Source organism: Sphingomonas sp., assembly GCF_024508665.1.
Lineage (GTDB): Bacteria > Pseudomonadota > Alphaproteobacteria > Sphingomonadales > Sphingomonadaceae > Sphingomonas.
Genome location: NZ_JANINP010000007.1, coordinates 895,230 through 918,983 on the forward strand (window position 1 = coordinate 895,230; position 23,754 = coordinate 918,983).

At 64.3% G+C, this 23,754-nt stretch carries 22 protein-coding genes, 1 tRNA gene and 1 riboswitch; of the genes, 14 read left to right on the plus strand and 9 right to left on the minus strand.

Annotation, left to right across the window (positions count from 1 at the left end):
• Positions 1–250 precede the first annotated feature (250 nt).
• The 5 genes from Q0L25_RS19485 to aroA form a co-directional block, all read right to left on the minus strand.
• Positions 251–997 carry a hotdog domain-containing protein gene (locus Q0L25_RS19485; RefSeq protein ID WP_296617188.1) on the minus strand — a complete coding sequence of 249 codons (747 nt, stop codon included), beginning with the start codon at positions 995–997 and terminating at the stop codon, positions 251–253.
• On the minus strand, positions 997–3,312 hold the full coding sequence (gene metE / locus Q0L25_RS19490; protein WP_296617190.1) for a 5-methyltetrahydropteroyltriglutamate--homocysteine S-methyltransferase: 2,316 nt from the start codon (positions 3,310–3,312) through the stop codon (positions 997–999). Before metE ends, Q0L25_RS19485 begins: the two co-directional genes overlap by 1 nt.
• Before the next feature lie 107 nt (positions 3,313–3,419).
• A riboswitch (cobalamin riboswitch) is annotated at positions 3,420–3,638 on the minus strand.
• A 191-nt stretch (positions 3,639–3,829) separates the two neighbouring features.
• Complete coding sequence (cmk, locus tag Q0L25_RS19495; RefSeq protein WP_296617191.1) at positions 3,830–4,471, minus strand: (d)CMP kinase; 642 nt, start codon at positions 4,469–4,471, stop codon at positions 3,830–3,832.
• A 23-nt stretch (positions 4,472–4,494) separates the two neighbouring features.
• Complete coding sequence (locus Q0L25_RS19500; protein WP_296617193.1) at positions 4,495–5,487, minus strand: proline iminopeptidase-family hydrolase; 993 nt, start codon at positions 5,485–5,487, stop codon at positions 4,495–4,497.
• The gene (aroA, locus tag Q0L25_RS19505) at positions 5,484–6,815 is read right to left on the minus strand and encodes a 3-phosphoshikimate 1-carboxyvinyltransferase (protein WP_296617195.1); all 1,332 of its coding nucleotides are present in this window, start codon (positions 6,813–6,815) and stop codon (positions 5,484–5,486) included. The genes Q0L25_RS19500 and aroA overlap by 4 nt, the downstream gene beginning before the upstream one ends.
• A gap of 100 nt (positions 6,816–6,915) precedes the next feature.
• Between aroA and Q0L25_RS19510 the strand changes: the two genes are divergently transcribed.
• From Q0L25_RS19510 to Q0L25_RS19520, 3 genes are all read left to right on the plus strand, one after another.
• Complete coding sequence (locus Q0L25_RS19510) at positions 6,916–7,236, plus strand: TIGR02300 family protein (protein ID WP_296617197.1); 321 nt, start codon at positions 6,916–6,918, stop codon at positions 7,234–7,236.
• A gap of 90 nt (positions 7,237–7,326) precedes the next feature.
• A tRNA-Ala gene (locus Q0L25_RS19515) sits at positions 7,327–7,402 on the plus strand.
• A 563-nt stretch (positions 7,403–7,965) separates the two neighbouring features.
• Positions 7,966–8,829: a PAS domain-containing protein gene (locus Q0L25_RS19520; protein ID WP_296617199.1), complete on the plus strand. Its 864-nt coding sequence runs from the start codon at positions 7,966–7,968 to the stop codon at positions 8,827–8,829.
• Positions 8,830–9,038: 209 nt separating this feature from the next.
• Here Q0L25_RS19520 and Q0L25_RS19525 read toward each other — a convergent pair whose 3' ends face one another.
• A complete protein-coding gene (locus Q0L25_RS19525) occupies positions 9,039–9,281 on the minus strand; it encodes a hypothetical protein (RefSeq protein WP_296617201.1) in 243 nt (80 codons plus the stop codon).
• 198 nt (positions 9,282–9,479) lie between these two features.
• Between Q0L25_RS19525 and Q0L25_RS19530 the strand changes: the two genes are divergently transcribed.
• A complete protein-coding gene (locus tag Q0L25_RS19530) occupies positions 9,480–10,148 on the plus strand; it encodes a Crp/Fnr family transcriptional regulator (protein ID WP_296617202.1) in 669 nt (222 codons plus the stop codon).
• 127 nt (positions 10,149–10,275) lie between these two features.
• Here the strand turns inward: Q0L25_RS19530 and Q0L25_RS19535 are convergent, their stop codons facing one another.
• The gene (locus Q0L25_RS19535) at positions 10,276–10,527 is read right to left on the minus strand and encodes a hypothetical protein (RefSeq protein WP_296617204.1); all 252 of its coding nucleotides are present in this window, start codon (positions 10,525–10,527) and stop codon (positions 10,276–10,278) included.
• Positions 10,528–10,873: 346 nt separating this feature from the next.
• Between Q0L25_RS19535 and Q0L25_RS19540 the strand changes: the two genes are divergently transcribed.
• The 8 genes from Q0L25_RS19540 to Q0L25_RS19575 all read left to right on the plus strand — a co-directional run bounded on the left by Q0L25_RS19540 (position 10,874) and on the right by Q0L25_RS19575 (position 20,231).
• Entirely contained in the window at positions 10,874–11,632 is a 759-nt protein-coding gene (locus tag Q0L25_RS19540) for a nucleotide-binding protein (protein WP_296617206.1), read from the plus strand.
• Positions 11,633–11,758: 126 nt separating this feature from the next.
• Positions 11,759–12,289 carry a hypothetical protein gene (locus tag Q0L25_RS19545; RefSeq protein ID WP_296617209.1) on the plus strand — a complete coding sequence of 177 codons (531 nt, stop codon included), beginning with the start codon at positions 11,759–11,761 and terminating at the stop codon, positions 12,287–12,289.
• 101 nt (positions 12,290–12,390) lie between these two features.
• Positions 12,391–13,533: a helix-turn-helix domain-containing protein gene (locus tag Q0L25_RS19550; RefSeq protein WP_296617211.1), complete on the plus strand. Its 1,143-nt coding sequence runs from the start codon at positions 12,391–12,393 to the stop codon at positions 13,531–13,533.
• Between the two features lie 273 nt (positions 13,534–13,806).
• Positions 13,807–15,615, plus strand: coding sequence for an AAA family ATPase (locus tag Q0L25_RS19555; RefSeq protein ID WP_296617213.1), 1,809 nt, complete (start codon positions 13,807–13,809; stop codon positions 15,613–15,615).
• Between the two features lie 329 nt (positions 15,616–15,944).
• Positions 15,945–18,095 (plus strand): TonB-dependent siderophore receptor, encoded by a 2,151-nt coding sequence (locus Q0L25_RS19560; RefSeq protein ID WP_296617215.1) that lies wholly within the window; start codon positions 15,945–15,947, stop codon positions 18,093–18,095.
• A complete protein-coding gene (locus tag Q0L25_RS19565; RefSeq protein ID WP_296617218.1) occupies positions 18,095–18,400 on the plus strand; it encodes a ketohydroxyglutarate aldolase in 306 nt (101 codons plus the stop codon). Before Q0L25_RS19560 ends, Q0L25_RS19565 begins: the two co-directional genes overlap by 1 nt.
• On the plus strand, positions 18,397–19,917 hold the full coding sequence (locus Q0L25_RS19570; RefSeq protein WP_296617220.1) for a PepSY domain-containing protein: 1,521 nt from the start codon (positions 18,397–18,399) through the stop codon (positions 19,915–19,917). Before Q0L25_RS19565 ends, Q0L25_RS19570 begins: the two co-directional genes overlap by 4 nt.
• Complete coding sequence (locus Q0L25_RS19575; RefSeq protein WP_296617222.1) at positions 19,914–20,231, plus strand: DUF3325 family protein; 318 nt, start codon at positions 19,914–19,916, stop codon at positions 20,229–20,231. Before Q0L25_RS19570 ends, Q0L25_RS19575 begins: the two co-directional genes overlap by 4 nt.
• A gap of 159 nt (positions 20,232–20,390) precedes the next feature.
• On the opposite strand, the gene Q0L25_RS19580 is transcribed toward Q0L25_RS19575, so the two are convergent.
• Complete coding sequence (locus tag Q0L25_RS19580) at positions 20,391–20,744, minus strand: RidA family protein (RefSeq protein ID WP_296617224.1); 354 nt, start codon at positions 20,742–20,744, stop codon at positions 20,391–20,393.
• Between the two features lie 29 nt (positions 20,745–20,773).
• On the minus strand, positions 20,774–21,679 hold the full coding sequence (locus Q0L25_RS19585; protein WP_296617225.1) for a dihydrodipicolinate synthase family protein: 906 nt from the start codon (positions 21,677–21,679) through the stop codon (positions 20,774–20,776).
• A 140-nt stretch (positions 21,680–21,819) separates the two neighbouring features.
• On the opposite strand from Q0L25_RS19585, the gene Q0L25_RS19590 reads away from it, so the two are divergent.
• Together Q0L25_RS19590 and Q0L25_RS19595 are read left to right on the plus strand one after the other, a co-directional pair.
• Positions 21,820–22,515, plus strand: coding sequence for a GntR family transcriptional regulator (locus Q0L25_RS19590; RefSeq protein WP_296617227.1), 696 nt, complete (start codon positions 21,820–21,822; stop codon positions 22,513–22,515).
• A gap of 59 nt (positions 22,516–22,574) precedes the next feature.
• Positions 22,575–23,606 carry a proline racemase family protein gene (locus tag Q0L25_RS19595; RefSeq protein WP_296617229.1) on the plus strand — a complete coding sequence of 344 codons (1,032 nt, stop codon included), beginning with the start codon at positions 22,575–22,577 and terminating at the stop codon, positions 23,604–23,606.
• Positions 23,607–23,754: the final 148 nt, after the last annotated feature.

Here is a 23,754-nt window from a genome sequence, read left to right on the forward strand (position 1 = left end):
CGGTTGTCTCCGGTGGTCTTGGCCAAAACGCCGCGGCGGCCGTATGCCGGCACGGCATCCGATGGGCAGGAAACCGCGGAGGAGGGCTCAACGCTAAAATGCGAAAAGGGCGCGAGAGGACACCTCCGCGCCTTCCTCCGCGAGAACCTGCTCGCCGGACGGGCGGGCTCTTAGCGCCAAAGGGGGACGAAGACAAGCTGGCGCACATCGTCCGGCAAGGGCTTGCGACGAGGCGAGAGGAGGGCGCGGATCAGCCGAATGGCTTCGGCCGCCCGGCCTCATCCACCGCGACCATCACGAACTCGGCCGTCGCGGCGCGGCGGCGGTCGGCGCTGAGCAGGTTCTCCGCCCAGAGCTCGACCCCGACGCGGACCGAAGAACGCCCGCTCGTCACCACGCGCGCGATCAGCTCGACCATCTCGCCTTCGCGTACCGGCGAGCGGAAGTCGATCCGGTCCGACGCCGCCATCACCATCACGGCGCGAGCGTGGCGGGTAGAGGCGATGAAGGCCGCCTTGCCCAGCATGCTCAGCGCGTCGCCGCCGAACAAGGTGCCGTAATGATTGGTCTGCGGCGGGAACACCATGTCGACCATGTGAAGCCGGTCGTCAGCCGCTTCCGCCACGCGATCGAGCGGCGGCAACGGCAGGTGCGTGTCGGGGCCCTTGACCGCGACCAGGGTGAACATCCCGCGCGTGCACAGCCGCCGGGCACCGCTCAGCAACGCCTCGGCGGTCAGCTCGACCTCGACATCGACCGACCGCGTGCCGGCACGAACGATGCGTCCCGTCGCCTCGATCAGTTCGCCCTTCAGCGCCGGAGCGGTGAAGTCGATCTGTTCCGAGGCGGCGGTGACGAAGGGCGCCCGGCCATGGCGCGAGGCGGCGAGGAACGCCACCTTGTCCATGTGTGCGAGCGCCACTCCGCCGAACAACGTGCCGTGATGGTTGGTGTCGCCCGGGAACACCATGTCGATGAGGCGGACGACCCCCGACATCAGGCCGGTTCCGCCACGCGGACCCGCAAGGCGTGTGCGGCGGCGACCATCGCATCGATCGCCGGCTTCACTTCCTCCCATTTGCGCGTCTTGAGCCCGCAATCCGGGTTCACCCACAATTGCTCGGGGCGGAGGTGGTCCTGGGCCAGCCGCATCAACGCGACCATCTCGTCGACCGTCGGCACGCGCGGGGCGTGGATGTCGTAGACGCCGGGCCCGATCGCGCTCGGGTAGCGATAGCGCGCGAAGCCTTCGAGCAGCTCCATCTGCGATCGTGCGGTCTCGATCGAGATGACGTCGGTGTCCATCGCACCGATCGAGGGCAGGATGTCGTTGAACTCCGAATAGCACATATGCGTGTGGATCTGCGTCGCGTCGCCGACCCCGGCGGCGGACAGGCGGAAGCAGTCGACCGCCCAGTCGAGATAATGCTGCCAGTCGCGCCGCCGGAGCGGCAGGCCCTCGCGCAGTGCCGCCTCGTCGATCTGGATCGCCCTGGCGCCGGCTTTCTCCAGGTCGATGACCTCGTCGCGGATCGCCAGCGCGATCTGGCGGCACGACGCTTCGCGCGGCTGGTCGTCGCGGACGAACGACCAGTTGAGGATCGTCACCGGCCCGGTCAGCATGCCTTTCATCGGCTTGTCCGTCAGGCTCTGGGCATAAAGCCACCAATCGACCGTCATCGGCCTGGGCCGCGACACGTCGCCGAACAGGATCGGCGGACGCACGCAGCGCGAGCCATAGGATTGCACCCAGCCGCTGACGGTGAAGGCGAAGCCCGACAATTGCTCGCCGAAATATTGCACCATGTCGTTGCGCTCGAACTCGCCATGGACGAGCATGTCGAGCCCGGCGTCCTCCTGCCAGCGGATCGCGCGTTCGGTCTCCTCGCGGAGGAACTGTTCATAGGCCGCGGCGTCGAGCGTCCCGCGATTGTGATCGGCACGCGCGCGGCGCACTTCGGCGGTCTGCGGGAACGATCCGATCGTGGTGGTCGGAAAGGCCGGCAGGCCGAGCGCGTCCGCCTGTGCCGTGGCGCGGACGGGGTAGGGGGAGTGCCGCTCGCGATCGGCCAGGGTGATCGCGGCCAATCGCTCGGCCACGGCGTCGTTGTGGATTCGCGGCGAGGTCTTGCGCGCAGCCGCCGCCGCGCTCGCCGCCGCCAGGTCGTCGGCGACGCTGTCGCGGCCTTCGTTGAGCGCGCGCTTCAGCATCGCGAGTTCGCCGACCTTCTGCACCGCAAAAGCCAGCCATTGCGCGACTTCCGGATCGATCTTGCGTTCGAGCGCGAGGTCGACCGGCGTGTGGAGCAGCGAGCAGGACGGGGCGAGGACGATGTCGCGCCTGGCGGCGATCGGCTCCAGCCGGTCGAGCAACGCGGCGAGATCGGCCCGCCACACATTGCGCCCGTCGATCACGCCGAGCGAGAGCAGCAGCGACTTCGGCGCCTTGGCCAGCACGGTATCGAGTTGCTGGGGCGCGCGGACCAGGTCGACGTGCAATCCCGCGACCGGCAAATGCACCGCGAGGTCGAGATTGTCTTCGAGCCCGCCGAAATAGGTCGCCAGCATCAGCTTCACGCCGGCGCGCGGCAGCTTGGCGTAAGCGCGGGTGATCGCATTGCGCTGACGCTCGCTCAGGTCGAGCACCAGCACCGGCTCGTCGATCTGCACCCATTCGGCCCCGGCCTGGCCGAGCTGGGTCAGCACGGCGGTGTAGAGGCCGAGCACTTCGTCGAGATAGTCGAACGGATCGACCCCGCGCCCCTTGGCCAGGCTCAGCCAGGTGACCGGGCCGAGCAGCACCGGGCGCGTCTCATAGCCCTGCGCCTTCGCCTCGCGAAATTCGTCGACGATCTTCGCCGAGCTCAGCGCCAGCTTCTGCCCGGCGACCAGTTCGGGGACCATATAATGGTAATTCGTGTCGAACCATTTGGTCATCTCGCACGCGGTCAGGCTGCCCTGAACTGACTGGTGCCCGTGTCCGCAGCCCGGATCCTCACCGGTCGTGCCGCGCGCCATCGCGAAATAGGTGGCGAGGTCGGCATCGCCCGCCGCCTTGCCATAGCGCTCGGGAATCGCGCCCAGCATCAGGCTGGTGTCGAGGACATGGTCGTAGAGCGAGAAATCGTTCGACGGCAGCCAGTCGGCGCCGAGCGATTTCTGCCGCGCCCAGGCGGCGGTGCGCAAGGCCGCGGCGGCTTCGAGCAGTTCGGCCTCGGACGATTGGCCCGACCAGAAGGATTCGAGCGCGACCTTCAATTCGCGGCGCGGCCCGATGCGTGGAAATCCGAGTGTGGCAACAGTGACGGTCATGGTCTTCATACCCCGATGAAGGGCAGGGCAGGAACCAGACACGAGCACGCACGGACGACGCGCGCCGACCGCAGGATGCAAGCGGCCAGCCCGGACACCCCGCCGGTGGACGTTATCGCGTCGGAGGCAGGTCTCCTGGCTCACGGGTCAACACGGACGATCCGTCTTCCCGGGACTTACGCCCCAGTGACATGAATGGATCGCCGCTCGCCGCTTACAGTTGCGGGGGCAGCGCCGGCTTTGGTTCCGCAGGGACCGCACCGGCTTCCCGTCTTAGCTTCGGCGCGGGCGAACCCGTCCGAAGAACCTCGACGCCAGCCTTATCCTGCTGAAAATGCGTCAGGTCAAGCGAGATATAAAGAATTCTTTATATCACTCCTCCCCGCATGCGGGGAGGGGGACCAAGACGCGTGAGCGGCTTGGTGGAGGGGCGGTGCGGCAAGCGAGTCCGGCGCGGCCCGGCCCCTCCACCACTCGGCTGACGCCGAGCGGTCCCCCTCCCCGGAACGGGGAGGATTTACCGCCCCTTCGCCGCCTTCAGCTGCACTTGCCGCTCGACCAGTTCGATCGCGCGCTTCACCGCGGCCTCGATCGACAGGAAGCTGGTATCTAGGATCCCGGCATCGGCGGCCATCACCAGAGGCGCCGCGTCGCGCCCCATGTCGCGCTGGTCGCGCACGCGGATATCGGCCAGCACCTTGTCGAAGCTGAGCGTGCTGCCGCGCTCCTTCAATTCGGCGTGGCGGCGGCGCGCGCGGATCTGCGGCGTCGCCTTGACGAACAATTTGGCGTCGGCGTCGGGGGCGATCACGGTGCCGATGTCGCGCCCGTCGAGCACCGCGCCGCCTTCCTGCTGCGCGAACTTGCGCTGGCGCTGCAGCAACGCCGCGCGAACCAGAGGGTGCGCCGAGACGATCGAGGCGAGCTGCCCCGCTTCGTCGGTGCGCAAGGCGGGGTCGTCGAGCAAGGCGTCGTCGAAATTGCTGGCCGCGACCGCATCGGCTTCGCGGGTCGGGTCGAGGTCCATCCGCCGCACATTCTCGCCGACCGCGCGGTAGAGCAGCCCGGTGTCGAGATGCGGCAAGCCATAATGTTTTGCCAGGGCGCGGGCGACGGTGCCCTTGCCGCTGGCGGCGGGACCGTCCACGGCGATGATCATACGCTTAACTCCATCGCGGTTCTCTAGGACTTGGCATCCTGTCGCGCCAGCCAGCCGCGGATCAACGCGACCGTTTCCAGCGTCCGGTCGGCGAAGATGCCATGCGCCGATCCCGGGATGGTGGCAAACTCGGCGCCCGGCACGCGCGCGGCGAATCCGGCCAGGGTCGTGGGGCGGGCCTCGTCATACTGCCCGCCCAGGAAGATCGTGCGCCGCCCGTCGAGCTTCGCCAGCAAGGGCTCGCCGTCATAGTCCTTCAGGCTGCCAGTGCAGGCGAATTCGCTCGGTCCCCACATCGCATTGTAGAGTTTGGGATTGAAGCCATTGGGATGCGCGCCGGCATAGGCGATCGCCGCGGGCTTGGCCGGCTCGCGGCCGTTATAGGCGCGGTAGAAGGCGTTGACGCCGTCGTCGCACGTCCGGCTCGGCCCCTTGTCGCAACTGGCGATCTCGGCCTGGACGTCGGCCGGCAATTGGCCGCGCAAGGCATTGGCGTCGGCGATCCAGCTCCGCGTCGAGACCAACGGACTGGCCAGCGCCAGCCCGCGCAGAGCCGCCGGCCGCCGCGCTCCATATTCGAGCGCGAGCGTCCCGCCCCAGCTATGCCCGAGCAGATGCCAGCGCTCGACGCCCAGCGCCTTCCGCACCAGCTCGATCTCGTCGACGAACCGCGCGACCCGCCAGTTCTTCGGATCGTTGGGCCGGTCCGACTGCCCGCTGTCGAGCTGATCGTACAGGATCACCGCGCGCTCGTCAGCCAGGGCGACCGCCGGCATGAAATGCTCGTGATCGCCGCCGGGCCCGCCATGCAGCATGACGATCGGCGGCTTGGCGCCGTTGAGCTTGCCGTTGACCCGGACATAGACGCGCCCGCCTTCGACCGGGACCATCGTCTCCAGATCGGGCGCCGGATAGCCGTCCGCCTTGCGCGCGAACAGCGGGTGGGGGAGGGCGAAGCTGGCCCCGAGCGCGAGGCCGCCCGCGAGCAATTCGCGGCGGCCGATCATCCGCGTCATGCCCGGCCCGCCAATTGCTCCAGCGTCTCGAAGAACACCGGATAGCTTGTCGCGACCGGGGCGACGTCGTCGATCGTGATCGGCCGCCGCGCGACCAGCCCCGCCACCGTCATCGCCATCGCGATACGATGATCGAGCAGCGAGGCGACCGTGCCGCCGCCCGGGATCGGCTCGCCGCCGCTGCCGGTGATCGCGAGGCCGTCGTCGAACTCCTCGACCGTCACGCCGCATGCCTGAAGCGCGTCCTTCATCGCCGCGATCCGGTCCGATTCCTTGACCCGCAATTCGTGCGCCCCGCGCGCGACCGTCCGCCCCTCGGCCAGAGCCGCGGCGACGAACAGCACCGGATATTCGTCGATCATGCTCGGCGCGAGGTCGGGCGGCACGTCGATCGCCTTGAGCGCCGCATGCCGCACGATCAGGTCGGCGACCGGCTCGCCGCCGACGGTCCGCGGATCGACCTCGGTGATGTCCGCCCCCATCATGCGCAATGCGGTGAAGATGCCCGCGCGCGTCGGGTTCAGCCCGACATTGGCGATCGTCACTTCGCTCCCCGGCACGATCGACGCCGCGACTGCCCAGAACGCCGCCGAGCTTGGATCGCCCGGCACGACGATCTGCTGCGGCTGCAACTCGGCCTCGCCATGGATCGAGATCACCCGCCCGCGATTGCTCGCCTCGACCGTCAGGTTGGCGCCGAACCCGGCCAGCATCCGCTCGCTATGGTCGCGCGTCGGCACCGGCTCGATCACGCGCGTGATCCCCGGCGTATTGAGTCCGGCCAGCAGCACCGCCGACTTGACCTGCGCCGACGCGACCGGGAGCGTGTATTCGATCGGCACCGCCGGACAGAGGCCGCGCACCATCATCGGCAACCGGCCTCCGGGGCTGGAGGTGAATTCGGCCCCCATCAGCGACAGCGGATCGATCACCCGGCCCATCGGCCGCTTGCTGAGCGAGGCGTCGCCGACAAAGGTCGCGGTGATCGCATGGCTCGCGACCAACCCGGCGAGCAGGCGCGTCGACGTTCCGGAATTGCCCATATCGAGCGCACCCGCCGGCTGCAGCAATCCGCCGACCCCGACGCCCCACACGCGCCAGATGCCGTCCTCGCTGCGTTCGATAGTCGCCCCCATCGCGCGCATCGCGGCGGCGGTCGCGAGCACGTCCTCGCCTTCCAGCAATCCCTCGATTCGGCTCTCGCCGACCGCCAGGCTCGACAGCATCAGCGATCGGTGGCTGATCGACTTGTCGCCGGGAACGGTGACGCGGCCCGACAGGCGGGCGGACGATTCGATTTGCAGGGATCTGGCGGGGGCTTGCGACATCGGTCGCGGGCTTTGACAGCCACCTTGCGCTATGGCAAGGCGCGCGCCACTTTAGGGTCCAAACCCCGACAATCGCATAAATCGAAAGGTACAAATCGGCATGGTCAAGCCGGAATGGGGCACGAAGCGTACGTGCCCGAAATGCGCAACGCGCTTTTACGATCTTGGCAAGGACGACCCGGTCACCTGCATCAATTGCGGCACCGCCTGGGCGCCCGAGCCCATCCTGAAGTCGAAGCAGCCGCTGCCGTTCGAGGTCATCAAGGCCGAGAAGCCCGAGAAGGACGATTCGGATCTCGAGGGTGACGATCTGGACATCGAGATCGAGGACGAGGGTGAACCCTCGGCCGACGACGAAGTCGATCTGGGCGGTGACGACGATCTCGGCGTAGAGACCGGCGGCAACGAAGACGACAGCTGATCGACGTAATTTTTTAAGGCAAGCGGGCTAATCACCCGCTTGTCAAAGGGACGCCGTCCGGTTAGGGGCGCCTTCCTTCCCGGAAAGTGTGGGGCCGTAGCTCAGCTGGGAGAGCGCTGCAATGGCATTGCAGAGGTCAGGGGTTCGATCCCCCTCGGCTCCACCACCCCCCTTGAAATCGCTGTTTCACCGGCCTTTGCGCGCGGTCCTGACTGCCGCGGGTCGGCCAGGTGGCCGGACGGTCGGCATGTCGGCCTGATCGCGCTTGCGATCGGTAGGCCGATGACGGCCACGCGCGAGAAGGGGAGCATCGCAGTCAGACCCTCACCCTTCCGGCGCTTCGCGCCTCCCTCCCTCTCCCGCATGCGGGAGAGGGAAGGAGCCCGCCGCCATAGGCGGTGGGAAGGGTGAGGGTCTGTCGCAACCGAGGCATCAGCCGACCTTCCCGACCATCTCACGCTAGGCGGCGGCGGGCGGCGGCGACACGTGCGTCTCGCCCTCGCCCTCGCCCTCGGCCTCGGTCGCCACGATCCCGCGATCCATCGATCAGAGGCCGGCGGATCTCGCCGCGGATTCGCCGTGCGTCATTTGATTCCAAACACATGTTATTTCGGAACCGGAACGATAGGCGCACGATAGGCTTGATAGCTTGATCGTGCCCGCAGGTGTTCGACCCAGGGTGTTCGCGCTGTCCGTTTGTTTGGCTCACGTGGCCGAAGGGGAGGCACGGTGCAGGGGATTTTCATCCGAGCGTCCGAATTTCCGCGTCAATTCGGTCATTTAAGCCAGACGGGTAGGGCGGTATTCGTTACCCATCACGGCCGCGAAACGCACGCGCTTCTTCCCATCGCCGAATACAACGAGTTCGTCGCCACGACCAAGAGTGACGAACAGCATGCGGCGGTCTCCGATCAGGATCTTGCCGACTGGCTGCCGTTGATGCTGGTCGTCGCCGACGACTCGGGCACGATCGTGATGGCCAACCGCACCGCGCATGCGATGGCGCGCAAGGCGGACAAGTCGTTGCCGGGATGCGGCTTGTTCGAGGCATTGCCCGCGCTCCGCGAAACGATGTTCCAGAGCTATTTCAACCGCACCGCGCGGACCGGCGAGCCATGCTTGTTCGAACTGCCCGCCTTGTTCGGCGCGGATACCTGGCATCGGGTCGAGACGTTTCGCGTCGGTCAGGGGACCGCGCTCCTGGCGCGCGACGTGACCGAAGAGACGAAAGCGTTTCGTCTGGCCGACAGCAAGAAAACGCTGATCGAGGCGATGCTGGCGCATGGCGGGATCGGCCATATCTGGATCAACGTTCGCGGCCGCATCGCGGAGATCAATCCGGCGATGAGCGAATTGCTCCAACTCCCGCGCGAGCGGCTCAACAACATTCCCGTCGCCGACCTCGTCCCAATCAGCCGGCGGGTCACGCTCAGGGAGACGATCGAGGACGTGCTGTCGCACGGCACCACGCGACGCTTCGAAGCCGAATTCCTGCGCAACGACGGGACCACGGTCGATACGGTGGGCGCAATCAAGGATTTGCGCGGCATTTACGGTTCCGAAGGCGCTGTCATGGTGGTGACCCGCAAATAATAATCCGCCGGCAAGGCGAAAGCTCGCCTCATGCCAACCTATGCTAGCCATGCGATTGCTGATCCAGGCCAATGCGGCGGCATCGCTTCCGGCCCATCGCTCAACGGTCGCGGCCGGGCCTCCCCCTCGTTCGGCCGCGGCATCCCACCGGACCGGCCACGCTCGCTCACTCGACGACGCCCTAATCGCGACCGTCGGAGCTGTCGGCCCTAGTCGGCCATTATTCGCACGGCATCCGCGAAACTCAGCGAATGGACCAGCTTTCCCGCTTCGTCTTCGATCTCGATCCGTTGCCGCAGGTTGATTTCCCCCTCCAGCGCTTCCTGCGAGACCACGGCACGCGCTTCCTTCAATGCCATGCGTTCGAGCTGCGCCGGATCGTCCACGTCGACGCCCTGGGGGTCGAGCAGGCGTTCGCCGCCGTCGCGTAGGTGGAAATAGTACCTCACCACGTACCTTCCCGAATGGCGCCCCGACATTTCCCGGCGCATGCTGATCAACGGCTGATCTATGATAGCCGAAAACTGTCTAACCCAAAGCGTGGCCCCGGCAACTAGCGTCATTAGGCCGAATGCATGACGATGACCGAACGAGCTTCCGATATGTCTCCGCTCGAAACGTGCGTGCGGCGCCTTCGGTTGCATTCTCCGTTGTCCGATGCCGACGCTCGGTTATTCAAGGCCTTACCGTTCAAATTGTCGAAACTGTCGCCCAATTCGCAGCCCGTGCGCGAAGGAGACCCGACGACCAGCTGCATGATCCTGGTGTCGGGCTACATGCACCGCTTTCGCCTGACCGAAAGCGGTGATCGCCAGATCATGGCGATTTATGTGCCCGGCGACCCGATCGATTTCGACCGCCTCTATCTCCCCGTCGCCGATGACAGCCTGCAGACCATCCGCGAGACCGTCGTCGCGCGCGTCTATCAGTCGGATCTTCGCGAATTGATGGCCCGCCGACCGGCGATCGCCGAGGCGGTGATCCGCTTGCTGTTGGTCGATTCGTCGATTTTCCGCGAGTGGACGCTCAATGTCGGACGCCGCGACGCCCGCGCGCGCATCGCCCATCTGTTTGCGGAGATAGCCGTGCGCCTGGACGCACAGGGGTGTGATCTCGCGCGCGTGCCGTTGCCGCTGACACAGGACCATATCGCCGACGCCACCGGCCTGACGCCGGTTCACGTCAACCGGACGCTGAAGACGTTGCGGGCGGAGGGATGTATCGAGCGGCTCGCCGGCGGGCTGGTCGTGATTCCCGATTTGGATGCGCTGAAGGCGGTGGGCGGTTTCGACGGGCGGTATTTGCATCTCGTCGAATGACCAACACGGGCGAGCCCTCGGCCGCCCATATCGCACCGGCAATACGGCAGCGGCCACCTTCACCGACGTGTCGACCGGATGGCTCGCTGCCGGGCTCCAGGCTTATCGCTGGATAACAGGAAATCGGCTAGCAGCTGCCGCGATGGTTGGCGCTGACGGCGAAGCCCCGGAACCCCAGCGGCCCGCCGACCGAAACGGTTTCGGTGCCCGGAATGCATTTGGTCGTGATGCAGGTGTGGATGCGTTTCGCCCGCTTCTTCGCGGCGGCGTTCGCGTCGGCGCAGGCGGCCTGCGGCGACTTCCCGTTAGCCCAGTGATAGGTGCCGGCAAATGCCGGTGTCGCGACGCAGAGTAAAGCGATCCCAAATACGATACGCATAGGCCCCTCCTTATGGAGGTGGTAAGTTGCCATCGCCCGCAGAGGTCGTCGATCGGAACTGCTACCGGAATGGGGGTAATGGGTTGGAATCAGAAAAGGCTAGGCGCGCATTTCCCACAGCGAGCTTTTCGTGCCCGTTTAACTGGCGCGAACCTCTTTTCCATTACGTATCGCGCGGTTATCTAGGAGCGGACAGGAGGATTTTTTGGCAAGGCAATCATCTACTCCGCTTCCCGCTGGCCCGGCATTGTTGCTGACCTCTCGCGACGATGCTCGGAACAAGCTGCTTTCCAGAATTGAGCTAGGAATTGAGTTACGTAATCGCGACATAGGATCTCAGCCGGCGTTGGACGCAGCCAACAACGACTATAAGCGCTGGTCTGAATACAATGAAGAGCTTCTCCGTCGAATGTTTTCTTCTGCCGAGTACGCTACGTCCTATAGCTCCGTTTATGGTGGTTCTATGGTCGTGGTGTGGGGTGGGCGTCAATTTCACGAGGACGTTCAAGAGTTTCGCGAGAGTGTGGACGCCAAGATCAATAACATCCGCTCTTTGGCAGAGCGACTGGATCTGATTGCGGAAGCGCCGTCGGCTGTGGACGCTGACGCAGTGCCGCAAACTCGGCGCGTGGTGCACAGCGGCGGCAAGAAGGTCTTCGTGGTCCACGGCCGGGACGAGGAAGCAAAGCAAGTTGTCGCTCGGTTTCTAGAGCGGTGCGATTTGGAACCTGTCATCCTTCATGAGCAGGCGGATCAGGGCCGAACAATTATCGAGAAGTTTGAAGATGAAAGTGACGTTGGTTTTGCGGTCATCCTGTTGACGCCGGATGACGTTGGCGGGCTCGCGGCTGCTGACGGACAGCCCGTTGGGGGCAGCCTCCAGTTCCGGGCGCGGCAGAACGTCGTTTTGGAGCTTGGGTACTTCATTGGTCGTCTGGGCCGGTCCCGTGTGTGTGCGCTAAAGCGCGGCGACTTAGATTTGCCGTCTGACATCAGTGGAGTGATTTACACTCCCTACACTGCGGATGAGGCCTGGAAAATGAAGCTTGCGCGCGAACTGAAAGCTGCGGGCTATAATGTCGATTTGAATAGCGCCCTCGGTTAGGGTCTTTCAGGAGCTTAATAGGTATGAAGCACTGGCTTGTGCCTCAGCCGAGCCAGCGAAGCGGGATGGATCGATACCGACTCAGATAGTAAGATCCTCAGCGAAATAGCCGGGGGGAGGGCGCGCGTGAAAATCGCTGGCTGGATCTTGTTGGTTGTCGGTCTGCTATGCACAGCGGCGTCGTTCTTGATGCCTACGGCGGTTGACAGTTCATCCGGTATTTCGATGTTCGGCGGCACGCTGAACCTTGGCCTGCTTCAAAACCAAATGATGGTTCTGCACGTCGGGCTAACCGGGTTCCTCGCTGGCGCGGTCTTGATGGGGGCAGGCGAGATCGCAGAGCGGCTGGGGCACTGGACAGACAGGGGGCCTGTAGCAGAAGCGCCGCCGCCTGCTGCGTCCGTCGAGGCTAAGGAGGCCACGCCAGGTGAGATCGCGATATCCGAGCAATGGGAGGCCGCGGATGGCCTAGCGATCAAGCTCATCTTGGGCCTGATCGCAGTGGGTCTTATGGTGTTGCTGTTCATTTGGTTCAGCAACCACCCTCAGCCAACGGCAGCTAGCGCAGCCTCCGACGCGGTCGCTGACAATTTGGCGGCGGAAGCCGATCGGCTTAGTAATGAGGCGAGCGCGATGGCTAATAAAACACGACCTTGAGTCAGCCCTATTCGATTTTGTGCCCCAGCGCAGAATCTATTTCGTCAGCAATCCGGTCGACCCCTCCCCTCAGGCTCTAGTACTATAAATGAGGCAGCGAGATGATTCAGGGACCCATTGATGCGGTTGACCGCGGGGCGCTTGAGCGTTTGATTGCTAATGGCGTCGTTGAAAGCCGGACGCTCGAGTATAAACGTGATCTGCCGAATCCTAAGGACAAGGACAGCAAGCGGGAGTTTCTGGCTGATGTTACCTCCTTCGCCAACGCACAGGGCGGGGACATCCTTTATGGAATTGATGCGCCCAAAGCAGTCCCGTTAGGTATTCCTGGTCTATCGGTTGAAGACCCCGACGCGGAGCTTCGACGGTGGGAGGACATTTTGCAGGACGGTGTCGAGCCGCGCTTGCCGGGCCTCCGACTGCGATGGATACCGCTCGAGAACGATCACGGAGTCATGCTGATCCGCGTGCCGCCTAGTCCGATCGGTCCACATCGTATTACGTTCAGCAATTGGAGCCGATTCTATGGGCGGCGTTCTAATGCGAAATACGAGATGGATGCGCAGGAGTTGCGTGAGGCTTTCACGGCAAGCGAGGGGCTGCCGACACGGCTTCGCGCTTTACATTTCGATGCTGTCGAGGCCGCGCAACGCGGGGAGCTTCCAATCGCCATAGGCAGCGATCCGCGCGCGATCGTATCGGTCATTCCGATGTCCGTTTTTCGCGACGCCCGCGATCTTGAAATCACGCAAGAAAACGCGCTCGCCCCGGTCAAGCCCTCGGGATATATGGACGCCGTCGATATGATCGAAGGTGTTATGCTGCACACCAACCGGGGCGAGGACGGTGGCGTCCGCTCGTACGCGATCACATATCGAGCTGGTCGCACCGACACGGTGTGGACTGTCGGACGGGTCGTCAACGAACTCAGTAAACAGGAGCTGAGGCTGGTCTGGCCGAAGCGATATGAAGACGGTTTGTTAGATTGTGCTATTTCAACCGCGGCCAAGCTTCAGCCCTTCGGCATTGAAGGGCCCTGGATCGTATTCGTCACCCTAACTGGTATTCGGAACTATTGTCTGTGCGTTAGTGAGGAGTGGCGTTCTGAACTTGCGTGGCGCGATGAAGTCTCGTTGCCGCCGCTACGAGTGGAGACGATGAACCGTGCCGCGCTGCTGCCACTGTTGAAGACTTTTTGGCTCGCCTTCGGAGTGCGCCGCCCACCCAATCCCTTTGGCGAGTAGAGACTGCGACGGTGACAATCGCGTAGTTCGCCGAAGTTCCTGTTTCGGCGCATCGGCACTGGCTGGGCTGTTTTGCCGCTGCCCGCCTCTCCACGAGGCGTAGCGGCTTTAGGCGTTCCCGGACCACCACGGCGAAATGCTCATGAGGATCGAGGCCGTCCCCGCCGAAGCATGCTATTTTGTGCCAGTCTAAACTGGCACGCATCTTCCCCATTGTGGCGTCGAGGTTGCACCTTCGCCTCAGCCACGCCAAGCTGCATTATCCTTTACGTCATGTATCAACCGAAAAGGTGGCGGCGGGTGGCAGAATTATGTAGGTTTGGGGTCGATATTACGCCGAATCCTGCGGGGTATAAGTCTATCAAAACGCTCCAATGGAGAGACATTCCAGGGTTTTCGATACTAACCGGCCGAAATGGTTCGGGAAAAACCCAGCTACTCGAGATCTTGGCTTATTATTTAACAGGTACACGACCCAACCAGGGCGGGTTTGGAGTTAACGTATCGATAGACGGCTTAGCTTTAGATGCCGATGAAGTAGGATTCGTCCCAAGTACAGGACGCTTCAGCGGTGGCGGATCATCAATAGAGCACATGCAGAATACGAGACGGAGTTTCTACCAACAAGTTCGGCAGATGCACAGTTATCAGCACGATCCGGCCCAGATGGCTAGAGCACGGCGCGCTGAGAAATTGCTGCGAGGGAAGGATTGGGAAGTTGTCACTAATAACGGGCAACGAGGTCTTTCGGAAAATGAATTTGACGATCTTTTGGTGGATGTGGATGTTTCTGCAAGTCTCGCGACTATTTTCATCGCATATAGGGTAAAGAGGGCCGAGGCAATTGAGCGCGGAACGCCTGGCATTGGCAAAGACGGGAAATCAATCGGGCCGGCACCTTGGGATATTGTCAATGAATCATTACGGGTTGCCGGATTTCCTTATATCGTTTCGGATCCAACGAAAGTATCTTTTACAGAATACTACGAACTTTCCCTTGTTGATACGGCGTCGGCATTGGAAATACGCCCGAGCGATCTCTCGTCTGGTGAGCAAGTGCTTTTGCAGCTCACGTTGTGGTTATTCAGCTCCGCAAAGGATGGCGTCTTCCCGAAGCTCTTACTCCTAGATGAGCCCGATGCCCATTTGCACCCGTCGATGACGGTGCAGTTTCTTGATGTGATATCGGAGGTGCTCGTCAGGAACCATGGAGTTCGCGTGATAATGACGACGCATTCCCCTTCGACAGTGGCGCTTGCCCCAGAAGGAGCCGTGTTTCAGATGGAGCGCGGCGGTCCAGTTGTTTCGCCGGTTACGGATCGAGCAGCTGCAATTAACTCGCTGACTGCCGGTCTTGTCACGGTAAGTGCAGCGACGCGCTTCTGCTTTGTCGAGGACGACGGCGATGTCGCGTTCTACAACGCGGTGCTCGATATCCTGTCAGATGCGGGGCCGAGCAAAGATCCGTGCGCCATAGGCAGCTCGCCATCGCTTGTTTTCATTGCTGCCTCCGTAGGGCGAGGAGTTGAAAAGATCTCTGGCGGTAAGACGATCGTCGAGAAATGGGTTGATAAGCTCGATGCCCCACCATTGAGTACAACGTTCGTAGGTGTGATGGATCGAGATCTAAGCAATCAACCGACCAACCGCGTCAGGGTGATTGGACGATACAGCTTTGAAAACTATCTGCTTGACCCGATCAACGTCTTTGGGCTTTTGCTCGAGAACGGCACCGCGCCTGCAATAGCCAGTGTCTCGGTAACCTCGGGTGATGAGCACCTCTTGCGGTTATTACCTACGATCGCATTGCAGGCAATCTCAGACGCTATTACAGAGAAGGTTCAGGCGTTGAGCACTTCCCTAATTGTAGAGCCACGTATAAAAGTTGAATACACTAGGGGAAGTGTTGTCGAAGTTCCGGCGTGGGTCGTTAATCATCGGGGGCATGATCTCTTATCGATGTACCAGCGAGCCTGGGGAGGTCATCAACTGATCAATCCGCCCAGATTGGTTCGGTCGCTAAGGCGTGTCCGACTGATACCGCGGGAATTGGCAGCGCTGTATTCAGACCTCCAATCTTAGCATAAGGTGCCGCCACTCTCCGAGCGATGCGCGCGAAACGTCTGCTTCCGACGCTGCAGGACCAACCGGTAATTCGGCAATCGGCGCAGAGCCGGCCATTAAACAAAGCTCCCAGCCTCGATTGCGCTCTCCCATCTCAAATTTTTCTGCGGCCTCCTAAGCAGCTGCAATTGCCCCGGCAAAACCAATCGGGAGTTACGCTACCTGTCGGCACTTTCGCCAACAGAGCCGCTGACATGCGGCTAGCCATTTATTGATAATGACATTGACTCGCAATAGCGACAATCATACGAGCCGCGCTTCCCGATCGCATCATGGAAGGCTCGTCGATGACCATTGCCCGCAGGCACCTCGCTCTCTCCGCCATGCTGGCGATCGCCTGGAGCCATCCGGCCTGGGCGGCGGGGCCTGAGGAAGAGGGGGACGATCAGGCCAAGCCGGAGATCGTCATCACCGGCACGCTGCCCGCCAATCAGAGCGCGTCGTCGACCGGGCTGCCGCTGACGCTGCGCGAGACGCCGCAATCGGTCACCATCATCGACCGCGGCCGGATCGACGATTTCGCGCTGACCGACGTCAACGATCTGCTCGACCAGGCGGTCGGCATCAATGTCGAGCGGGTCGAGACCGACCGCACCTATTTCAACGCGCGCGGCTTCGACATCACCAATTTCCAGGTCGACGGGATCGGTATGCCGCTGATCTGGGGGCTGCAATTCGGCGCGCTCGACACGGCGCTTTGGGATCGGGTCGAGACGGTGCGCGGCGCCAATGCGATCATGACCGGGATCGGCAATCCATCGGCGACGATCAATTACGTCCGCAAGCGCCCGACCGAGGACTTCCGGGCCTCGGCCTCGGTCATGGCGGGGTCGTGGAACCAGCTGCGCTTCGAAGGCGATGTGTCGGGGCCGCTCGACGCCTCGGGCAATGTCGCCGCGCGGCTGATCTACGCGCACGACAATCATGATTCCTGGCTCGACTTCAACAACGTCAACCGCAACGTCTATGGCGGCATCCTCTCGTGGAAAGTCACGCCGCGCCTGACCGCGACCGCCGGCTATACGCGTCAGGACAATCATGCCGACGGCGTGCTGTGGGGGGCGTTGCCGCTGACCTATAGCGACGGCACGCGGATCGATTATCCCGTCTCGGCCTCGACCTCGGCGCCCTGGACCTATTGGAACGTCACCGATCAGAGCGCGTTCGGCGAGCTCGCCTACGATCTCGGCGGCGGCTGGTCGGCCAAGGGGGTGTTCACCTACAAGCGCTTCGAGGAAGAGGCGAAGCTGCTCTACGCCTATAATTTCCCGGACCGCGCGACCGGGCTGGGCGTCGCGGGCATGTCGGGCATCTACCCCTCGACCTATGACCAATATCTCGGCGATTTCTACGCGTCCGGCCCGTTCACGCTGTTCGGCCGCCGGCACCAACTCGCGTTCGGCGTCTCGACCGCGCGCTCGCATGGCCGCGAGTGGGAGAATTTCTCGACCGACGCGATCGCCTATCCGGCGGTCGGCGACTGGGGCAAGGTGGTCGTCCCCGAGCCAAGCTATCCCGGCGCCTATCTCGCCGCCGATTATACCGACCGGCTGACTCGCGCTTACGGCGCCGCGCACCTCGATCTCACTGGTCGGTTGAAGGCGGTGGTCGGCGCCAGCGCGATGTGGCTCAAGTCGACCGGCACGTCCTACGGCACCGACCAATCGCGCGACGCCCACGCGGTCAGCCCCTATGCCGGCGCGGTCTATGACCTGACCGGCAATGTCTCGCTCTATGCGAGCTATACCGGCATCTTCAATCCGCAGAACGAAGTCGACGCCAACAACCGCAAGCTCGACCCGGCGCGGGGCACCAGCATCGAAGGCGGCATCAAGAGCGAGTGGTTCGGTGGCCGGCTCTATGCCAGCGCGTCGCTGTTCCGCGCGAAGCAGAAGGGGCTGGCCTCGGCGATCGGCGCGTTCGGCGATCCCAACGGGCCCTGCGTCAACGGGCCGGTCGGCGGCACTTGTTATGCCGGGGTCGACACGACCTCGCGCGGATTCGAGATCGAGATCGCCGGCAAGGTCACCGAGAATTGGCGCGTCAGCGGCGGCTATACCGGGCTGGAGATCGAGGACCAGGCCGGCAATCCGACCCGCACCTTCCTGCCGACCAAGTCGCTCAAGGTGTCGACCACTTATACGGTGCCGCGGCTCAACGACCTCAAATTCGGCGCGCAGCTCCGCTGGCAGAATGCGATCCGCTATGCCGACAGCACGGTGCAGGCGATGGGCGTGGTCACCGGCGACGTCCTGCTGCGTCAGGACAGTTACGCCGTGCTCGACCTGATGGCCGGCATCCGGCTGCTCGATCACGTCCGCGCGACGGTCAACCTGCGCAACGTCACCGACACCAAATATCTCGCCAGCCTGATGTGGGGCCAGGCCTATTACGCAGCGCCGCGCAGCGTGGCGGTGACGATCGGGCTAGATTTCTGATGGGCGCACGAGCACCCGATCGGCGCGGCTGGCGCTATCGCGGCAATGTCGCCGCGCGCGTGCTGGCCGGCAGCCTGGGTGCCTATGGCGTCGCCGCGTTGCTGGCGATGGCGGTCGCGCGCCTGGCCGGCGGCGGGCGGATCGACGGCGTGATCGCGGGGACCTTGAGCGCCTATCTGGCGGTGCCCGCGGTCGCGATCTGGGCGTTCCTGGCGCGCGGGCCGTGGCGCGCCTGGGGCGGGGTGGTGGTGCTTGGCGCCGCGTTCGGCGCGCTCGCCTGGATGATCGGGCCGCCGGCGCGATGAGTGCGATCCGTGAGGGCACGCGGCAGGTCATGGCCTGGCTGCACGGCTGGACCGGGCTAATGCTCGGCTGGGTGCTGTTCGTGATGTGCCTGGCCGGCACGATGAGCGTGTTCAAGCCCGAGATCGGCCGCTGGATGCGCCCGGAGGCGACCGCGAGCGCGGACCGGGTTCAGGCGATCGCGGCCGCGACGACTTGGCTGGCGAGCGACGCGCGCGGCTCGACCGGCTGGTACCTGACCGCGCCCGACGATCGCGCCAACACGGTCGAGGCGACCTATGACAGCGGCGGCGATTATGTCGCACGCGCGCTCGACCCGGTCAGCGGCGCGCCGGTCGCGCGCGAGACATTGGGCGGGGAGTTCTTCTACCGCCTCCATTTCGAGCTTCAGCTGCCCTTTCCCTGGGGCCGCTGGCTGGCCTCGATCGCCGCGCTGGCCATGCTGACCGCGCTCGTCACCGGGATCATCGCGCACCGCCGCATCTTCCGAGACTTCTTCACCTTTCGCCCGCGCAAAGGGCAGAGGTCATGGCTCGACGCGCACAATGCGCTCGGCGTGCTGGCGATGCCGTTCCATCTGATGATCACGTTCAGCGGGCTGCTCACCCTGGCCTCGCTCAACATGCCCTGGGGGATCGTCGCCAATTACGGCAGTGATCTCGCGGCGGCCTATCGCGACCTCACGCCAGGCGCGGTCGACCGGCCGGCGGCGAAGCGTGCCGCGGCTCTGGCGCCGATCGCGCCGATGCTGCGCGAGGCCGAGCGGCGGTTCGGCGGCGCGCCCTTCTCCCGCGTGGCGATCGCCAATCCGGGCGACGCCGCCTCGGTCGTCACCGTCTATCGCAGCGACGCGGCACAGATCGGCGCGACCGTGGCGGAGGTCAGTTTCGACGGCCCGAGCGGCCGGGTGATCGGCGCCTGGAGCGAGGCGCGGCCCGCGGTCCGCAGCTATGCCGTGATCTACGGCCTGCACATGGGGCGGTTCGCGAATGGGGTGCTGCGCTGGCTCTATTTCCTCGGCGGCGCGATGCTGACCCTGGCGGTGGCGAGCGGGATGATCCTGTGGGTGGTCAAGCGCCGAGAGCGCGCACCCTTGTCGCTCGCCAATCGCATCGTGGAGCGGCTCAATGTCGGCATCATCGCCGGCGTGCCCGTCGCCTTCGCCGCCTATCTCTGCGCCAACCGGTTGTTGCCGCTGGGACTGGCCGATCGCGCGCAACAGGAAGTGACGATCGCGCTCGGCACCGCCGGTCTCGCCCTGCTCGCCGCGCTCGCCGTGCCGCCGCGCCTGGCCTGGCCGCTGCTGCTGGGAGTCCTGGCGTTGCTCTGCCTCGCCGCACCGGTCGTCGGGGGCGGGCTGACCTATCTGTCGCAGGCCCTGGCCCGCGGCGACTTTGTGCTGCCCGTGACCGACGCATTGCTCGTCGCCGCCGCCCTGGCCGCGTCGGTCTGCGTGCGCACCGTAACCCGCCGGCGCACCGACGTTCGCCGCACCGCGCGGGCGAGAGCGATCGCATGACCTTCGCCCTGCTGGAATTCCTAGGCCTCTATCTGCTCGCCGCCTCGCTGCACCCGCATCGCGGCGTCCTGCTCGGCAACTGGCGCAATATCGCCACCCCCCGCGCAACCGTGATCGTCGGCTGGTCGCTGCTGGTGCTGTCGCTAGGGCTTGCCATCGTTGGGCACCGGCCGACCGAAATCGTAACCTGGTTCGGCCTGCTCCCGCTGGCGAGCGGCGCGATCCTCATAGGCCTGAGCTTCACCCCGCATCTGGTACGCGCGGCGATGATCGCCGGACTAGCGGGTGGTTTGGCCGCGATGGTCCTGCGCTGATCCCGTCACGGCAGCACGTCCTATCGTCATCCCCGCGAAAGCGGGGACCTATCTCCGAGAGAAGTCACGCGCCTCACAGCCGTTTGGCAGGTCGGAGCAAGCAGGAGCTGGGTCCCCGCTTGCGCGGGGATGACGAGTCGGAAAATGGATTGCTAGCCCTCACCCCGCCGCGATCACGCTGATCTCCACCGCATATTCCGGCCCGGTCAGCCGCGCCTCGACCGTCGCCCGCGCCGGCATAGCATCGCGCGCAACCCAGGCGTCCCACACGCTGTTCATCTCGGCGAAGCTGGCCATGTCGGTCAGATAGATGGTCGCGCTCAGGATGCGGCTCTTGTCGCTGCCGGCTTCGGCCAGCAGGCCGTCGATATTGCGCAGGATCTCCGTGGTCTGCTCGGCGACGCTCTTGCCGGCATTCTCCTCCGCGACCTGGCCGGCGGTGAAGATCAGGCCGTTATAGGCCGTCATCTGGTTCATGCGCGCGGTCGGGTGCCAGCGTTTGATCTCGGTCATGCGATTGTCCTTGGATTAGGGGGGCGGGCTCAGGCCCAGGCGGAGGCGGCGAGCTGATCGATGGCGCCGCGGACGGTGTCAATCACGAACGCCCGCTCTTCGTCGACCAGCGGCAGCCGCGGCGATCGCGTCCATTCGGGCGCGCCATAGACCAGGTTTTCCGCGAGCTTGATATACTGGACCAGCTTGACGTGCGTATCGAGATGGAAGCTCGGCGTAAGCATCCGATAGAGCTCGCGCGCCTCCGCGAACTTCTCCGCGCGGCACAATTCGAACAGCGCGACGCATTGCTTCGGCCAGACATTGGTCATGCCCGACACCCAGCCGGTCGTGCCCAGCGCCATGCTCTCGACGATCAGATCGTCGACGCCGCAGAACACGCTGAACCGGTCGCCCAATGCCACGCGCAGATCGGTGACGCGGCGGATGTCGCCGCTCTCTTCCTTGACGCAGACGATCTCGGGCACGTCGGCCAAGGTCTCGAGCACCGCCGGCGTGACGTCGACGCCATAAGCGATCGGGTTGTTGTAGATCATGATCGGCAGGTCGGACGCGCCCGCCACGCCCCGATACCATTCGGCGGTCTCGCGCGGATCGCTCTTGTAGCCCAGGCTGGGGAACACCATCAGGCCCTGCGCACCCCATGACTGGTAGAGCTTCGCATTGGCCTGCGCGGTGTCGAGCGTGATCTCGGCGAGGCCCGACAGGACCGGGACGCGCCCGGCGACGGTTTCGACCGCGGTGCGGATGACGGTCTCGCGTTCGGCGAGGGTCAGCGAGGCATTTTCGCCGAGCATCGGCAGGACGATCACGCCCGACACGCCGTTGACCACCAGCCGGTCGATACTTGCGCGAATCATGTCGAAATCGAGCTTTCCCGCTTGTGTCATTTTCGTCGTCACCGCTGGAAAAACGCCCGTCCACGCCTTGGTCATGCCATCTTGCTCCATTGCATAATTGTATTGGATACATATAAAATACAAACTAGGATGTCGATAGCGATTGCTGGAGGGGGTCGATTGCGGCAGATCGGCTCGGCGAGCGGCGGTTGTTCGCCAAGGCAAAGGACAGGGTCATGACAATGCTGGAGTCGCCATCGGAGCGGCGTGAGATCGAGCGGCGGAGCCTCCCCGAGGATATTCGCGAATCGCTGCAGGAACGGATCCTGAGCGGCGAGTTCCGCGACGGCGAGGCCCTGGTCCAGGATGTCCTCGCCGAGGAATATGGCGTCAGCCGGATGCCGGTGCGCGAGGTGCTGCGGCAATTGGAAGCGTGCGGGCTGGTGTCGATGCGGACGCACAAGGGCGCCGTCGTCACCTCGATCCCGACCGAGCAAGTGGAAGAATTGTTCGAATTGCGTGCCTTACTGGAGGCCGACATGCTGGTGCGCGCGTTCCGGCGGATGACCGATAGCGATATCGAGGAGGCGCGCGGCGTCCTGGGCGAGCTCGAACAATCCTATCGGCGCGGCGACATGGCGAGCTGGGGACGGCTCAACTGGGAATTCCACCGCCGACTCTATCTGCCCGCCGGACGGCCCCAGACCCTGTCCGTCCTCCACGGCATCAACCTCCGTGTCGAGCGCTATATCCGGCTCCATCTGCTGATGACCGACGGCCTCGACACCGCCGAGCGCGAGCATCGCGAGATCCTCCGGTTGTGTGCGCTGCGCGACGCCGAAGCCGCGGTCGCCTACCTCAAGCTGCACATCCTCGATGCCGGCCGAACGCTGGTCGCCGCGCTGCGCCAGGAGCGGGCCAAAGCGCGCTGAAAACGCATCGTCTCAAAAATTGTATCCAATATCCAATCCGACTCCCTGAAAGGTAGATTATGCGCCTGCAACAGCTCATCACGGTCGTCGGCGCGCATGCCGAGGGAGAGGTCGGCCGGGTCATCACCGGCGGCGTCATCGCCCCGCGCGCCGCATCAATGTTCGAGCGACAACAAGCACTTATTCGCGATCAGGACTGGCTCCGCGGCATGCTGCTGTCCGATCCGCGCGGCAGCGTGAACGCCGCCGTCAACCTCGTGACTCCGCCAATCGCGCCCGACGCAGAAATTGGCATGATTGTGATCGAATCTGACCATTATCCTGCAATGTCGGGCTCCAACCTGATGTGCACCGTCACCGCCGTGCTCGAAACCGGCATGGTGGCGATGGTCGAGCCGGTCACGCGCCTGATCGTCGATACCCCGGCCGGACTCGTCCATGTCGAAGCCGAGTGCGACAACGGCAAATGCCGCCGCGTCTCGTTCCGCAACGTGCCCGCCTTCGTCATGCATCGCGACGCCGCGGTCGAGGTGTCCGGCCTCGGCACCGTGACGGTCGACGTCTCCTATGGCGGAATGATCTATGTCATCGTCGACGCCGAGCGGCTCGGCTTCACCCTAGCCCGGGACGAGGCGCGCGCGCTGGTCGAGATGGGCGAGCGCATCAAGCTCGCCGCAGCCGAGCAACTGCCCTCGGTCCATCCCGAAAATCCCGGCATCCACACGATCAACCAGACCCTGTTCGCCGGGCCGCTGATCGAGCGCGACGGGGTCAAGACGGCGAAGAATGCGGTCGTCGTCTCCCCCGGCCGCATCGACCGCAGCCCGTGCGGCACCGGCAGCTCGGCGCGCATGGCGCTGATGCACGCGCGCGGCGAGCTGGGGGTGGGGGAGCGTTTCGTCCACACCTCGATCCTCGACACCGAATTCCTCTGCGGGATCGAGGCGGAGACCAGGGTCGGCGGCGTAGCCGGCGTAGTGACGCGGGTCGCGGGGCGGGCGTGGCTGACCGGCGTTTCGCATTACGGCACCGATCCGGACGACCCGTTCCCGCAGGGGTATCGGCTTAATGATACCTGGCTGGCGTGCTGATCAAATCGACTCCCCTCCCTGCAAGGGAGGGGCCGGGGGTGGGTGCGCGCGTCTGCGCGCCCAAAAAGACTGGTGTACCGATCGTCAACAGCGCCAGCCGAGGCATCGAGCCTCGTCCGCCGCTCACCCACCCCTAACCCCTCCCTTG